Raw genomic sequence first — 13,096 nt, forward strand, 5'->3', positions numbered from 1 at the left:
CGGCGCCGCGGCGTCACATCTCCGAGCTCAGGCCACCGCAGTGGAGATGCGCGGGTGTCGCAGCGTAGCGGCGGCCGTGGCAAGGGACGCCGCGACCACCAGCGCCAGGGCCGCGATGCCTACTGCGTCCCAGCGGATGATGGGCAGGCCCCGGAGCGCTTGCACCGCGAGCACCAGTGTCACCCCGGTGTAGGCGACGCCCGTGGCGCGGATGGCCGCCAGGCGCTGCGTCTCGGAGAGGTGCCGCCGGCGCGCGAGCAGCGTCGCGAGAATGGGGAGCAGCTGCATGGCGTGCAGCCCGAGGAAGTGCGCCGGCCGCATGTCGCCGGCCTCGGTGCTCCAGCCGACCAGGGGCAGCCCCGGGCCACCGTCCGGTACGCCGAAGGTGTGCGAGCCCGACTCGACCACCCGCTGCCCAGCCTTCATGGCCTCGAGCTGCGCCGCGTTCGGGCTCGACATGAAGAAACCCAGCCCCATGCCAATCACCGCCGCGATGAAGCCGATGCGCAGCGCCGCCGCGAGCGGGCGATCTGCCAGCCGGGAGCGCAGCAGCGCGATGGCGAGCACGATCATCGTCACCCACAGCACCGTGATGGCAATGCCCATCATGCTGAAGATGGCGGCGTCGAAGGGGGTGGCCACGTTGAAGTGGCTGCGGACCCCGCGTGCCGCCTGGAGCGTGATGGCGACCATCTCGATGACGCCAGCCGCGGCGAGGATGTGCCCCGAGAGCCGGACGAGCCGCCGCTTCTCGGTGAGGAAGGAGAAGAAGTACAGCACCGTGGCGTTGTACGCGGTCAGCGACAGGTAGAACTTCGTCGGCTTGAGCCAGACGGGCTCACCCACCAGCTGCCGTGAATCCAGGAGGAGCCCGAGCGTGGTGACCACCGCGCCCAGGGCCATGACAACGGTGGCGACGGCGAGGGTCGGAGAGAGGGACCAGGCTCGGCTCCAGAGCGAGCGCGCGGACAGGGGGGCGGTGGAGGCGGACATTAGCGGACTCCTTCGGTGGCCAGGGGCGCGGCCGGCTTGGGCAGCGAGGCGATGGCTGGCAGGAAGCGCCGGGTGAAGAGACGGACGGCCGCGTAGGCGAGGTAGCCAGTGGGGCCGAGCATGAAGGTCAGGACGAGGCAGGGCGCGACGAGCAGGTGGGGGATGCCCCGTTGCTGGGCGTCCGCCAGCACGACCCTGCCCACCAGGAAGTCGAACGCGAGGTAGTGGATCCACCCCGCGAGCAGCATCCCGGGGCGCTGCAAGGCGGCCCCGATGTGCTCCAGCGTGTCGAACTGGCTGAGCAGACCCGGCAGGTGCGGCGCCACCAGCGTCAGGTAGACGACGCCAATCACCAGAGGGATGACGTCACTCTCCAGCACCCACCGTGTGACCCGGGCCCGGGGCGCCAACAGCATCGCCCCCCAGCCCAGCAGTACCGGAACGTTCAGCACCTTTAGTACCAGCTCGCCGTCCATGGCTCCTCCAGCGGTTCGCCCGCGTTCATGTTTCTAATGTAAACATCGAATGTATCCAGTGTCAACATCACCGCGAACGAGGCCCCATGCAGGGGCCGGAAGCGGCGGGCTCACTCCACCTTTCGGACCTGGAAGCCGAGGCGGGGGAAGTGCACCACGACCTCGCCCGCGCGCGCGTCGACCCGCCGGACCGCGAGCTCATTCGGGCGCGACAGCACGAGCTCGCCTTCCAGCGGATCCACGCCGTAGTCCGTCGGTGCGACCGTCACGCGAGCACCCCGCGAGAGGCCGTGCAGGTCGAGGAAGGCTTCTCCTTCCGTAGGCAGCGGCTTGCTGGAGGCCGCGAGCTCGACAGCCTCGCTGCTCTCCATCTTGTCGGAGGTGCCGTGGCCGAACGCCTGAACGCGCTCCATCCAGGCCACCACGCGTGTGTGGGGCTCGAGGATGCCCGCGAGCGGGCCGGCCCGCTGGACGAACCAGAGCCCATGGTAGACGGAGAAGTCAGCAATGCTCGTGGACCCGCCAAGCAGCCAAGGCCGTCCGTCCCCGAGCTGGGCGTTGAGCTGCTCGAGATACAGCGTCAGCGCCCCGGTTGCTTCCGGTGCTCGCATGGACGGCACGTTGGCGCGGAAGGCCGCGCGGTCGGCCAGGAACGCCTTGGCTTGTTCGGGCGGCATGTTGCCGAAGAGGCTCGCCACGCCCGTTGGCTGGAAGCTGTAGGGAATCACGGTCCAGAACAGAGTGGAGTCCGCCCACTGCGCCTGGATGCGCGACAGCCCCGCTGACTCCGCCGGATACAGCGTGGGCGTTGGCGCGAGCCGCTCCAGCACGTCCGCGATCAGCGCCGTATCACAGTAGATGTCCGCGCCGATCTGCAGCAGCGGAGTCTTGCGATAGCCGCCCGTCAGGGCGAGCACATCCGGCTTGGGCATGATCGCGGGAATGAAGACGGAGGTCCATTGCAGGCCCTTGAAGCCGAGGATGGTGCGGACCTTCTCGGAGAAGGGGGAGCGGGGGTAGTGGTGGAGGATGAGTCGGGACATGGTGGCTCCGATCCGGTCATGGTGGATGACGGAGCCCCGAGTCTTCCCGTTGCCCGCTTCAGCAGGCGAGAATTAACTGCTCGCGGTGCGCTCTGCTGCTCACTTCTCGGGTCTCGAGGTGTCCGCGGATTCCTTCCCAGCCGCGTCCCAGGCAGACTGGGCACATGTCTGGCCCTGGCCCCACGCCCCTGCCTTGGTTCGCCTTCTCCCTGGCCCTCGCGCCAGAGCTCGCGAGCGAGCGGCTCCGGGGCGTGTCCCTCCCATCCTTTCCAGAGGGCGAGCTGGCCGAGGCGCTGGACGTGGAGCTCGTCTACGACGTGCCCTCCGCTGTCTGGAAGGGGCGGGTGGCGAGGCTCGTGGACGCTCCGGGCCGACGCGTCCTCGGGCAACTCAGGACCCTGCCTCCTCCCACCTGGCCCCTGGTGGCGCGAGTGGAGAAGGTGTTGGCCGAGGCCACTCGGGAGCGTCCGGTTCGCGTCCGTACGGCCTCTGGAGCCCTGATCTCCGCACGAGCCTTCACTCCAGCTGCCCCGCGGCATCCGGCTCGGGGTCCGGTGAGCGTGGCCTTCCTCGTGGCCTTGGCCCGAGCCGCCGAGCACGCGAAGCTGCCAGCGGACGAGGTGGAGCGGCTCCAGGCCGAAGCCCGCCTCGTCCAGACCGTCCAGCGAGCGCAGGCCCAGCGGGTTCGCCAGCCCTGACGTGCTTGGAGGCGGTTCTCCGGACGCAACTTTCCGGAGGCAGGATCCGATAATTCCGTACCCCCTCTCCACGTCCCGCCGGGCGGGGAGACAACCCCTGGGAGTCACGCGGATGCAAATCCGTCCGACGAGCACGTCCGCGGTGCCCAAGCGGGAATCCCTCATCACGGTGGAGAACACCGTCCCCTCCGAGTCCGGGAGTTGGCGCCGCTCCGCCTCACGTGAAGTGCCTATCGCCGAACTGCAGAGGAAGTTCGGCTGGGCGGACGGGAGCTGGGAAGCGGGGCTGCTGAAGGCGGCGGATGGGGCTTCCGGTAACGGCAGTGTGTCCGCGGCGGAAGTGGACGCCTATCTTGCGCGGCCCGAGGACTCGCGCTTCCTGACCTCGACGGCCTTGCAACAGCAGCGCGCGGCGATGGAGCAGAAGCTGGCGGGGGGCGCACGTTCCACCGAGGTGGACTCCTTCGACAGTAACTGGCAGGACACGGTGGCTCGTCGCGCGGACCTGCTCGGAGGCAACGCGGACGGGAAGCTCTCGCGTGCCGAGCTGGACATCTACCTCCAGGACATGAAGGAGGGGAGGGTGAAAGACACCACGTGGCTGCCGGACCAGAAGGTGGCCATGTTCGAGAGCAAGGTGGCCGAGAGCGCGGGAGAGGTGGACCCGCTGCGCCCCACGGGCTCTGAGGGCGGACTGTCGCGAGTGAAGGAGTACATGCGGCTGTCCGTGGACGACGCCACGAACGTGCCCACCTTCGTCAGCTACCTGCTGTCCGCGGCGGACATCCAGGAGACCCCCGTGGACGTGGACCGGGAGAAGAGCCACTTCCACACAGATCCAGAGCTGGGGAGCGCGGGAGTGGTGGACTCGGACTACACGGGCACGGGATTCGACCGCGGCCACATGAAGCCGGCGGAGGACTCGCCCACGCAGGAGGCCATGGACGAGAGCCACCTGCTGAGCAACGTCGCGCCGCAGTACCCCGACCTGAACCGGCAGACGTGGCGCACGCTGGAGGGCGCGGTGAACGACCTGGTGGAGGCCACTGGAGGCAAGGCCTCCATCATCACCGGCAACCTGTACCTGGATGCCCAGGGCAAGCCGTTGCCGCCCGAGGCTCGCGAGACCATGGGCGCCAACGAGCGCCGCATCGCGGTGCCCACGCACCAATTCAAGACAGTGTTGCTGGAGTTGCCCAATGGCAATCTCAGCATGTTCGCCTACATGGTGCCCAACCTGAAGGACGCACCGACGAAGAAGGCCGACATCACGCCCTTCCTCGAGGCCTCGCGCACCTCGGTGGACCGCCTCGAGGAGTTGCTGGGACAGGACCTGTACGCGCAGCTCCCCGAGTCCGTCCAGGCGAAGCTGGAGTCGGACACCTCGGCCCGGGTGGCCTTCGAGAACGACAGCATGTACGAGGCGGCCTCGTTGTTGTGGCCACGGCGCTGAGCCGAGACGGTGCAACGCCCTCGGTCATGCGGCTCCGGCATGAGGGTCTTCACCGTCCACGGCAGGCGCGGTCCAATTCCTGGACCAGGGGCGGGTCCATGGCCCGCACCGTCTCAGGAGAGAGCGTCCTGAAGTGCCGGCAGCGCTCCTCGGGGTGCTTCTCCTGCTGGAAGTAGCGCGTCATGACGGCCGCGGCCTCCGCCACCCGGCCTTGCTTCTGGTGAATGCTCTCCAGCGCGAGGTACGGCTCCACGGGGACGGGGTTCTCTTGAATCTGGCGCTCCAACTCCTTCACAGCGGCTTCGTCCTGCCCCTGGCGCTCCATCTCCTGTGCTCGTTCCACGCGTGGCATGTCGGAGCAGTAGGCGCGGCTCTCGCGGACTTGTTTCGCGAAGCGGGCGCCGATGCGCTCGTAGGGGTCCAGATCCACGGTCTTGAAGATCTGGCAACGCTCGGCGCGGCTCTCCTCGCGGGTGGCATCCCAGATGGCGTCGTATATCCGCGCCGCCTCGCGTACGTGCCCGAGCTCGCCGAGCCTGCTGGCGAAGCGGATGTCCTCGAGCGCGTTCGCACGCTCCCGGCTCGGGTTGAGCGAGAGGTGGGTGAGGTATTCGCGCACGGCCTGGTCCGTCTTGCCCTGCTCCAGCAGCAGCCACGCCAGAGCCGCATGGGATTCGGGGTGCTTCGGTTCGAGAGCCAGGGTGCGTCGCAGCAGCCGAATACGGGTGTCCGGGTCTCGTGTCAGCACGCTGAGCTCGTAGTACGGCCGTGCATCGGGAACATCCTGGCTCACGAGCTGCTGGTAGAGGTCGAGTGAGCGCTGGCGGAGCTGTGCGCGCTCCGCGCTGCCCGCGGGCTGGCGGAAGGCCTGATTCCAGACGGCATCCGCGAGCGCGAGTCTCGCGTCGAGCTGGCGTGGGTCCTCACGCACGACGGCTTCGAGCTGGCGCACCGCCTTCTCGCAGGTGATGTCATCAAAGCCCTCGGCCGGGCAGCCCACCTGGAAGAGTTGCAGGGCCTCGCGGGCCGCCGGTGAGGGCGGCGAGGGCACGAGGGAAGGCGTCTGCGCGAGGGGGGCGAGGCCGCTCGGAGCGGGTGGGCTCTTGGAGTCGTCACCCGGAGAGGGGCCGCTATCGGAGGAGCCACTCGTAGAGGAGCCGCCCGTGCCCGTGGTGGGGCCGTATGAGGAAGGAGGGCTTGCCGAGGAGCGACTCGGGGCCGGGGTGGGCCGGTGGGTGCAGGCCGCCGCGGCCAGGAGCATGGAGCAAGCGAACAGAGGGAAGGTGTAACGACGCATGTTCGGGCTTCCTTTCCTGTTGTCAGCGCTCGACATGAACGTGGTCGGCCATCGGGTCGTTGCAATCGAGGAAGCGGGTGGCGCCGCGCTCGGTGAAGGAGTCACGCTCGCCGACGACCGCGTCCCCGGCCGCTTCGACGATGCACATCAACTGTTGGGGCGTCTTCCCTGGGACAGGCATCCGACGCGGGTCGAGGTCCAGCGCGCGCCCACGGGTGTGGTGGCTGTTGATGACCACGGAGCCAGCGGCGCGGTTGCGCTGCGGATTGCGGAAGGCACTGCTGACGAAGTCCTCCAGCTTCCAGGTCAGCTCGCGGTTGTTGGCTCGCGTGTCGGCGGTGCCATTGGGCCCGGCGAGGATGGAACCCGTGCACCGATTGCCAACCCGGGGACCTGCGCAGAGGTCGTCTCCCTGAGGGTCGGTGTCTCCGAGTGCCCCCACTTCGAGAATGGCCCCACCAGGCGAGACCACCACCGTCCCCGGTGACAGCCCGCGCGTCCCTACCGGCTTCTCCTGCACGTCGTTGTTGAGGAGTGCCCGGATCTTCCCGTCGAGCTGCTCCAGCAGGTGCGCCAGCCCGCCCGCGTCCTCTTCGGCGATGACGGTGTAGTTACCGGTGTTGAAGGTGCGTCGGCCTGGGATGGAGAGCTGCGTGCGGCTCGGCCGGAAGCTCGTTCCGAAGTCCACGTACTCCTGCCGGAGCACGTCCTCCAGATCCTGCCGGAGGAAGGTGGTGGGAGGCAGGCGAACCTGGAGCACCTCTCCATTCTCCAGGAGCACCGAGGCCACCAGCTCGTACTCCAGCGGGGGGTTGGGTTGGCGGCTGCCCGCTGTGCCCACGCGCGAGAAGGCGCGGAAGACAGCGTCCTGCCCCTCGTGCGTGGTGGGATCCGCGTCCGCTGTCTGCGGCCCCACCGGCTGGAGGTGCCACTGGATGCGGCTCTCGAGCTCCTTCGCGTTGCGCACGCGGCCTCGCGTGGAGATGGGCTCCCCTGTCACGAAGGAGGTCCGCGAGGCCTCGTCCTTCTCCGGCTTGCCGACCGACAGCTCGAGCACCTCCAGGAAGATCTCCTGGCCTCCCTGCTTCGCGCTCGCCTGTCCCAGAGGCGCTTTCTCTCCCGACCCTCCCGTTCCCGTGGCCTCCTCGGATGCTGGACGCTTGGCGCACGAGAGTCCTCCCAGCGCGATGCCGATGCAGGCAACGCCGGCCAGCCATCCGGCCCGGAGTTTGCTCATGGACTGTTCCCTCCGCCGCCTTACCCCGGGGCGCCATGTCCACGGTCCCGGTCACCCCAGGAAGCGGTCGTCGCAGGAACAGACATGCCCGGCTCCCGATGTGAGGCAGGCAGTCATGCACGCGCCTCTCAGCATGGAGCGTGTCACCGAAATGTCACCGGCAAGTAGGAGGGCAAATGGTCTCATCGTGATTGAATTTTTCTGCTTATTCCAGTATCACCTGGAAGGCAGTCCTGCCCAGAACGCTCCCCGCGAAGCAGGAGGGCGCCGTGGCTCCAGTCCACGGCCCTGGCCAATCCACGTGTAGGAGCGGCGCCTGTGAGCCGGGTGGGCCTGGTGTCTCGAGCAGTCCCCCCCTTGTCGTATCCCCCCCAAAGGAGTCCCCGATGCGTCGTCTCAGTGCAGCGCTTCTCGCAGTAGGTGTGTTCGCCGGTTGTGGTGCCGAACTCGAGCCGTCCTCCGAGCCCATCGCCCAGCAGCAGGCGGCGCTCACCAGCACGGACGTGGACGTGGCCCCGGAGTGCCAGGGCATCCTCACCTTCGTGAACACTGCGTCGTTCCAGACGCTGGACCTGTACCTGCCGAGCGACGTCGTCTCCAACCTCGTCGCCCGGCGCACGACGTCGCCGTTCGTGTCCCTGGCGGACGTGTCCTCGGTTCGGCTGGTCGCTCAGGCTCGTCTCGAGCAGCTCGCGGGCGGTGCCCGGAGCCAGGGCTTCATCGGCTCCAGCTGTGTTGGCGTCCTGGACGGCCTCGCGGTTTCCACCGATGACGCCGCCGCGATCGTGTCGCTGGTGAACACCATCGACGACAGCGAGCTGCATGACGTCCTGCCGGACGCGTGGAATGGCGCCGTGAACCTCCTCAACGCGCGTCCGTTCACGTCGGTCCAGGCCATCTCCAACACCGCGGGGATTGGCGAGGTGAGCCTGCGGAGCATCCGGAACTCGGCCACGCTGAGCCGGCCCTTCGAGGCGCTCATCGCCGCGGCGAACGCGGCGCCTGTGGGGCACACCGGTGCGTACATGGCTCGCCACTTCGATTGGTGGCAGTACGTGACGACCAACGGTAGCTACAATTACGGTGGGCTGGTGTGTTTCGGGCTCGAGCCGAGCAGCGTCCCGTCTGGCGCGACCGTCCGGCCGAACCTGGCCAATGCCGCCGAGGTGCGTTCCGCGGTCAATTCCGCGCTGGCCATCGCCAACCGGAACAACGTGATCCCCAGCAGCGTGGTCTCCGCCGGCCTGGCGAACCTCGATGCGCTGACCGCGGGCCGCTCGTTCAAGGGCTGCACCTTCGGCTACGCGAACGACCCCTGGAGCGGGCACAGCGTCTCCATCTTCGTCGACACCGTGAACGGCTTCAGCGTGCTGACCGACACCTACTGGGCTGAGTAATTTCCCCGCGCTCCGGGGCGAGGTGACCTCCCTCCCCCGGAGTCCGGTGGTCGAGTCGCATCCCAGCAGGGAGCGGAGGCTCCATATTCCCTCCTGCTGGTGGTGACGTGCCCCGCCGGGCCCTATCGCGCTTCTGCGGGGGTCTTGAGCACCGCCGGCTGCTTGCGGATTCCCAGGCTGAGTGGCACGGCCACCAGTGCAACGAGCGTGGCCACCAGGTAGACGTCGTTGATGCCCGCCACGAACGAGAACAGCTCGATCTGACGGCGCTCCGTCATCCCCTGCTGCACGAGCACCTCCGCCTCCCGGGAGGTGAAGGTGGACAGGAGCGACGTGAAGATGGCGATCGAGAACGCCCCGAGCACGTTTCGCAGCCAGTTGCTGATGGAGGAGGCGTGGCCGCTCAGCTCGCGGGAAATCTGCTCCATGCCCGCGTTGCTGGCCGGCATCAGGGCGAGCGAGATTCCCACGTTGCGCACCACCATCCACGCCAGCATGTAGGAGTGTGGAATCTCCGGCGTCAAACGGCTCAAGGCATACGTGCCTCCCGCGATCATCAGGACGCCGGCCGTCATGAGCGTGCTCGGCCCGATCGTGCCGTACAGGCGTCCCACCAGAGGCATCAGGAGCGCCATGGCCAGGGAGGACGGAAGGAGGATCAACCCGGTCTCGAGCGGCGTCACCCCCTGGATCTTCTGCAGGAACAGCGGCACGAGGAACGCGCCCGAGTACAGGCTGATCGTGATGATGCTCGAGACGAGCAGCGTCACCACATAGCGGCCGTTGGCGAGCACGCGCAGGTCGAGCAGCGGAGCGCTCGTCCTCAATTCCCTGATGACGAAGAAGGTCAGCGACAGCGTCCCGAGCATGAGCAGGGACACGGTCTTCCCGTTGCTCCACCCCCACTCCCGACCCTGGCTCAAGGCGATCAGAAGCGACAGGGTGCCGGTGATGACGGAGAGCAGCCCGGGCAGATCGAACGCCTTGGGAACCTGCAGGCGGTAGAAGGGAATGGTCCGCACGGCCAGGCCCACGGCGACGAGGCCGAGCGGAACGTTGAAGAAGAACAACCAGCGCCAGTTGCCCAGGGTGATCAACCAGCCCGCGAAGGTCGGCCCGAACGCGGGAGCGAGGCTCGACGCCAGGCTCCAGAGACTGGCGGCCAGCGCCTGCTGCTCCCGTGGAACGACCTGGTAGATGAGCGTCATGGTCACCGGCATGATGGCGCCGCAGAACGCGCCCTGCAGGAACCGGAAGGCCACGAGCGAGCGCGCATCCCAGGCCAATCCACACAGCACGGACGCCAGGATGAAGCCCACCAGGGTGGCCACGTACACCCATTTGAAACTGAAGCGCCCACCGAGATAGCCGGTGAGCGGTGCGCTCGTGCCCATGGCGAGCATGAACCCCGTCAGGGTCCACTGGAGCAGGGAGAGCTCGGCGCCGAAGTGCCGCTGCAGCTCGGGAATGGCGATGGTGATCGTGCTGGAGCTCAGCACGGACATGAACGACCCCACGAAGAGGGCGAACATGAAGGGCCAGAATCGGGTGGCTCGCGGCGCTTCGGATGGGTGCATGGGTCCCTGGCTATTACCAGACCAGCGGCAGGCTCGTGATCGCCAGGTTGAAGCCGCCAATGAACTGCGGCTTCTTCTCGGGGTCCAGCCGGAACGGAGGTACGCGCTTCAACCACTCCTGGTAGAACACCTTCATCTCCAGGCGGGCCAGGTTCAGCCCGACGCACCGGTGCGGGCCCGTGTTGAACGTCATGTGCTGCTCCGTCCGGCCAATGACGAACTGCTCGGGGTTCTGGAACGCCGTGTCGTCGTAGTTGGCCGCTGGCAGGAGCAACAACACCGTGTCGCCCTTCTTGAACTGGACGCCATGGCAGACGTCGTCGCGCATCACCCGTCGGGGCGTGGACGCGATGCCGTAGAGCCGCAGCAGCTCCTCGATGGCTCCGGGCAGGAGGCTGGGGTCGGCCCGGAGCTTCGCCTGCAGCTCCTGGTCGCGCGCCAGGTGCCGGACGCCAAAGCTCAGGGCATTCACCACGGTCTCCAGCCCTCCGAGGAACAAGGTGATGCTGTAGCCCAGCATCTCGTGGAAGTTGGGGTTGCGGCCGTTGATGTTCGAGTCGAGCAGCCGGCTGACCAGATCATCCTCACGCTTCTCCTGCCGGGACTTGATGGTCTCCGCCAGGATCCCCGCGATGCGTTTGAAGACACCCTCGCGGGTTGCGTGATCCACCGTGGCGGACGTCGCCTGCGTGGCCAGGTGACGGAACTCCGCCAGGCGGTCGGTCGGCATGCCAGCCAGCTTCATGAACAACGTGACGGGCAGCGGCTCGGCGACGTCCGAGAGGAAGTCGCAGCGTCCCGTGGCGAGCACCTTGTCGATGAGCTCGTTCGTCATCTCCCGGATCGCCGTCTCGAGTCCGGCAACGGATTTGGCCGACAGCGGCTGGTTGAGCGGCGCTCGGTAAGCGGTGTGCTGCGGCGGATCCGCCGAGATGGGCAGCAGCATGAAGCCCTGCTGCTGCTCCTTGTGTTCCCCGTGCTCCCCCGAGGCCGCGGCGGAGATGAAGCTGTTGCTGTAGACCTCCGGGTTCATCGTGATGTCCACGATGGCCTTCTTCCGGGTCACGAACCAGGTGCCACCATTATGCGGGGAGAAGAAGATGGGCGGGGCCTCGAGGACGAGGGAGCGCATCCGGGCGTGCGGATCCTCGAGCATCCGCGAATCCCTGGCGTTGTCGTATTCGTAGACCAGCTCCGGCGGGACGTGCGCGGGAAGCTTGTCCAACTTCTGTCCGCTGCCAAATGAACTCATGTTCGAACCTCTCTGGGTGTTGGAGAAAAAGCGCGGTGGCCTGCCCGGTCCTCACTCGCTCGTCTGCGAGACGGGAAGACGGACCACCAGCCCATCCAGCGCGGGCGTCACCTTGAGCTGACAGGTCAGCCGGCTATTGGGCCGCACGTGGAAGGCGCACTCGATCATGCTCGCCTCCGCCGCATCGGGAGAGGGGAGCTTCGTCATCCAGGCTTCATCGACGTAGCCGTGGCAGGTCGCGCAGCTGGCAAAGCCTCCGCACTCGGCGACGATTCCTGGCACGAGGTTGTCCATCGCCGCCTGCATGACGGACTGTCCCTCCTGCGCCTCGACCTGGTGTTCCTTCCCGTCCGCCTCGATGAATTTGATCTTCGCCATGGTTTCTCCTGGGTGTTCCTTCCGGGTGTTGACTGTCTTCAAGCGGCGAGGCTGGTAAGCGGGACGGCTGCGTCGCCCAGGCGGGTGGCGTCCACCTCCGCCCGGCTCGAGACCAGCCGCTTCGCGGCTATGAACTCCGCGGGGCGGCCAATGACATCCGCGGCGATGACCCGTCTGTCTTTGAGGTAGAAGGCCGAGAACTCCTTGCCCTCGACGGAGCCCCGCGTGACGCACTGCTCGTAGCCGGTGGAGAGCCCCACCATCTGTAGCTTCAAGCCGTACTGGTCCGACCAGAACCAGGGAATGGCGGCATAGGGCTCTCGCTTGCCCATCAGGGTGGCCGCCGCGATGCGCGCATGCTCGATGGCATTGGGCACGGACTCGAGCCGGAGGCGTCCGCCTGTATAGGTGCTGGGCTGATTCGCGCAGTCCCCGATGGCGAGGATGTTCGGATCGGCCGTGCAGGCGTACTCGTCCACGACGATGCCATTGTCGACGGCCAGTCCCGCCGCGGAGGCCAGCTCCGTGTTGGGGATGAGGCCGATTCCCACCAGCACCAGGTCGGCCTCGAGTCGCTCGGGCACGCCGTGACAGGCGAGGCTCACCCCTCGCACCTGGCGCTGTGCCTCGTCGAGCTCCAGGCCCCGCACCTGGCAGGAGAGTCGGAACTCCACGCCCCGCTCGCGGTGGAGCTGCTCGATGAACGAGGACACCTCCGGCCCCGTCACTCGGGAGAGCAGGCGAGGCGCCGCCTCCAGCAGCGTCACATGCAGCCCGAGCTGCACAGCGACGGCCGCGACCTCGAGCCCCACGTAGCCGCCGCCGATGATGACCAGGCGGTTGCCGGGGACGAACTTACCGCGCATCGCCTCCACGTCGGAGATGGACCGCACGGAGAACAGGTTCTCGAGCCGCGCGGTGTCGAGCTCGGGAAAGCTCAAGGGACGTGCTCGGCCTCCCGTGGCCAGAACGAGCTTGTCATAGGCCAGCCGGCTCCCATCCTTCAGGGAGAGCTCCCGAGTGGAGCGGTCGATGGCCTCGACGCGCGTGCCAGTCTTCAGCTCGATGTCGAAGCGCTCATAGGTCGCCAGCGGCTTGAGGTAGAGGTCGGTCAGCGCCACCTTTCCCTGCAGGAAGCCCTTCGAGAGCGGAGGCCGCTGATAGGGCGGATGCGCCTCGTCTCCCAACAGGAGGACGCGCCCCTTGTAGCCCTGCTTTCGCAAGCCGGCAGCCAGCTCGCCACCGGCCTGGCCGGCTCCTACGATGATGATGCGCTCTTCCATTGGGTTGTTCCC

At 67.5% G+C, this 13,096-nt stretch carries 12 protein-coding genes; 3 read left to right on the forward strand and 9 right to left on the reverse strand.

Translation table 11 applies throughout. From position 1 onward, the window contains the following. Nucleotides 1-27: 27 nt before the first annotated feature. The 3 genes from OV287_RS09885 to OV287_RS09895 all read right to left on the reverse strand — a co-directional run bounded on the left by OV287_RS09885 (nt 28) and on the right by OV287_RS09895 (nt 2,512). Entirely contained in the window at nt 28-993 is a 966-nt protein-coding gene (locus tag OV287_RS09885; protein ID WP_267533754.1) for a hypothetical protein, read from the reverse strand. Next, a complete protein-coding gene (locus OV287_RS09890; RefSeq protein ID WP_267533755.1) occupies nt 993-1,445 on the reverse strand; it encodes an ABA4-like family protein in 453 nt (150 codons plus the stop codon). Before OV287_RS09890 ends, OV287_RS09885 begins: the two co-directional genes overlap by 1 nt. A 134-nt stretch (nt 1,446-1,579) precedes the next feature. Next, nucleotides 1,580-2,512, reverse strand: coding sequence for a glutathione S-transferase family protein (locus OV287_RS09895; protein WP_267533756.1), 933 nt, complete (start codon nt 2,510-2,512; stop codon nt 1,580-1,582). A gap of 164 nt (nt 2,513-2,676) precedes the next feature. Here OV287_RS09895 and OV287_RS09900 point away from each other — a divergent pair, with 164 nt between their 5' ends. Together OV287_RS09900 and OV287_RS09905 are read left to right on the forward strand one after the other, a co-directional pair. Next, a complete protein-coding gene (locus OV287_RS09900; RefSeq protein ID WP_267533757.1) occupies nt 2,677-3,210 on the forward strand; it encodes a gamma-glutamylcyclotransferase family protein in 534 nt (177 codons plus the stop codon). Nucleotides 3,211-3,322: 112 nt separating this feature from the next. Then, nucleotides 3,323-4,663, forward strand: a complete 1,341-nt coding sequence (locus tag OV287_RS09905) for a DNA/RNA non-specific endonuclease (protein WP_267533758.1) — start codon at nt 3,323-3,325, stop codon at nt 4,661-4,663. A 49-nt stretch (nt 4,664-4,712) separates the two neighbouring features. On the opposite strand, the gene OV287_RS09910 is transcribed toward OV287_RS09905, so the two are convergent. Together OV287_RS09910 and OV287_RS09915 are read right to left on the reverse strand one after the other, a co-directional pair. Next, entirely contained in the window at nt 4,713-5,960 is a 1,248-nt protein-coding gene (locus OV287_RS09910; RefSeq protein WP_267533759.1) for a tetratricopeptide repeat protein, read from the reverse strand. A 22-nt stretch (nt 5,961-5,982) separates the two neighbouring features. After that, nucleotides 5,983-7,197 (reverse strand): M15 family metallopeptidase domain-containing protein, encoded by a 1,215-nt coding sequence (locus tag OV287_RS09915; protein ID WP_267533760.1) that lies wholly within the window; start codon nt 7,195-7,197, stop codon nt 5,983-5,985. Between the two features lie 386 nt (nt 7,198-7,583). On the opposite strand from OV287_RS09915, the gene OV287_RS09920 reads away from it, so the two are divergent. Then, the gene (locus OV287_RS09920) at nt 7,584-8,594 is read left to right on the forward strand and encodes a hypothetical protein (protein ID WP_267533761.1); all 1,011 of its coding nucleotides are present in this window, start codon (nt 7,584-7,586) and stop codon (nt 8,592-8,594) included. A gap of 122 nt (nt 8,595-8,716) precedes the next feature. On the opposite strand, the gene OV287_RS09925 is transcribed toward OV287_RS09920, so the two are convergent. The 4 genes from OV287_RS09925 to OV287_RS09940 are packed head-to-tail and all read right to left on the reverse strand — an operon-like array spanning nt 8,717 to nt 13,084. Then, nucleotides 8,717-10,171, reverse strand: a complete 1,455-nt coding sequence (locus OV287_RS09925; RefSeq protein ID WP_267533762.1) for a DHA2 family efflux MFS transporter permease subunit — start codon at nt 10,169-10,171, stop codon at nt 8,717-8,719. Nucleotides 10,172-10,184: 13 nt separating this feature from the next. Next, nucleotides 10,185-11,423: a cytochrome P450 gene (locus tag OV287_RS09930; protein WP_267533763.1), complete on the reverse strand. Its 1,239-nt coding sequence runs from the start codon at nt 11,421-11,423 to the stop codon at nt 10,185-10,187. Nucleotides 11,424-11,474: 51 nt separating this feature from the next. Further along, entirely contained in the window at nt 11,475-11,801 is a 327-nt protein-coding gene (locus OV287_RS09935; protein ID WP_267533764.1) for a 2Fe-2S iron-sulfur cluster-binding protein, read from the reverse strand. Between the two features lie 38 nt (nt 11,802-11,839). Further along, entirely contained in the window at nt 11,840-13,084 is a 1,245-nt protein-coding gene (locus OV287_RS09940; RefSeq protein WP_267533765.1) for an NAD(P)/FAD-dependent oxidoreductase, read from the reverse strand. Between the last annotated feature and the right edge of the window lie 12 nt (nt 13,085-13,096).

Origin of the sequence: Archangium lansingense, assembly GCF_026626635.1 — a bacterium.
Taxonomy (GTDB): Bacteria; Myxococcota; Myxococcia; order Myxococcales; family Myxococcaceae; genus Archangium; species Archangium lansingense.

Excerpts from the sequence above, each read along its gene's own strand:
- OV287_RS09885 (WP_267533754.1), bottom strand. The coding sequence starts at position 993 with ATGTCCGCCTCCACCGCCCCCCTGTCCGCGCGCTCGCTCTGGAGCCGA.
- OV287_RS09895 (WP_267533756.1), bottom strand. The coding sequence starts at position 2,512 with ATGTCCCGACTCATCCTCCACCACTACCCCCGCTCCCCCTTCTCCGAG.
- OV287_RS09900 (WP_267533757.1), top strand. The coding sequence starts at position 2,677 with ATGTCTGGCCCTGGCCCCACGCCCCTGCCTTGGTTCGCCTTCTCCCTG.
- OV287_RS09905 (WP_267533758.1), top strand. The coding sequence starts at position 3,323 with ATGCAAATCCGTCCGACGAGCACGTCCGCGGTGCCCAAGCGGGAATCC.
- OV287_RS09910 (WP_267533759.1), bottom strand. The coding sequence starts at position 5,960 with ATGCGTCGTTACACCTTCCCTCTGTTCGCTTGCTCCATGCTCCTGGCC.
- OV287_RS09915 (WP_267533760.1), bottom strand. The coding sequence starts at position 7,197 with ATGAGCAAACTCCGGGCCGGATGGCTGGCCGGCGTTGCCTGCATCGGC.
- OV287_RS09920 (WP_267533761.1), top strand. The coding sequence starts at position 7,584 with ATGCGTCGTCTCAGTGCAGCGCTTCTCGCAGTAGGTGTGTTCGCCGGT.
- OV287_RS09925 (WP_267533762.1), bottom strand. The coding sequence starts at position 10,171 with ATGCACCCATCCGAAGCGCCGCGAGCCACCCGATTCTGGCCCTTCATG.
- OV287_RS09930 (WP_267533763.1), bottom strand. The coding sequence starts at position 11,423 with ATGAGTTCATTTGGCAGCGGACAGAAGTTGGACAAGCTTCCCGCGCAC.
- OV287_RS09935 (WP_267533764.1), bottom strand. The coding sequence starts at position 11,801 with ATGGCGAAGATCAAATTCATCGAGGCGGACGGGAAGGAACACCAGGTC.
- OV287_RS09940 (WP_267533765.1), bottom strand. The coding sequence starts at position 13,084 with ATGGAAGAGCGCATCATCATCGTAGGAGCCGGCCAGGCCGGTGGCGAG.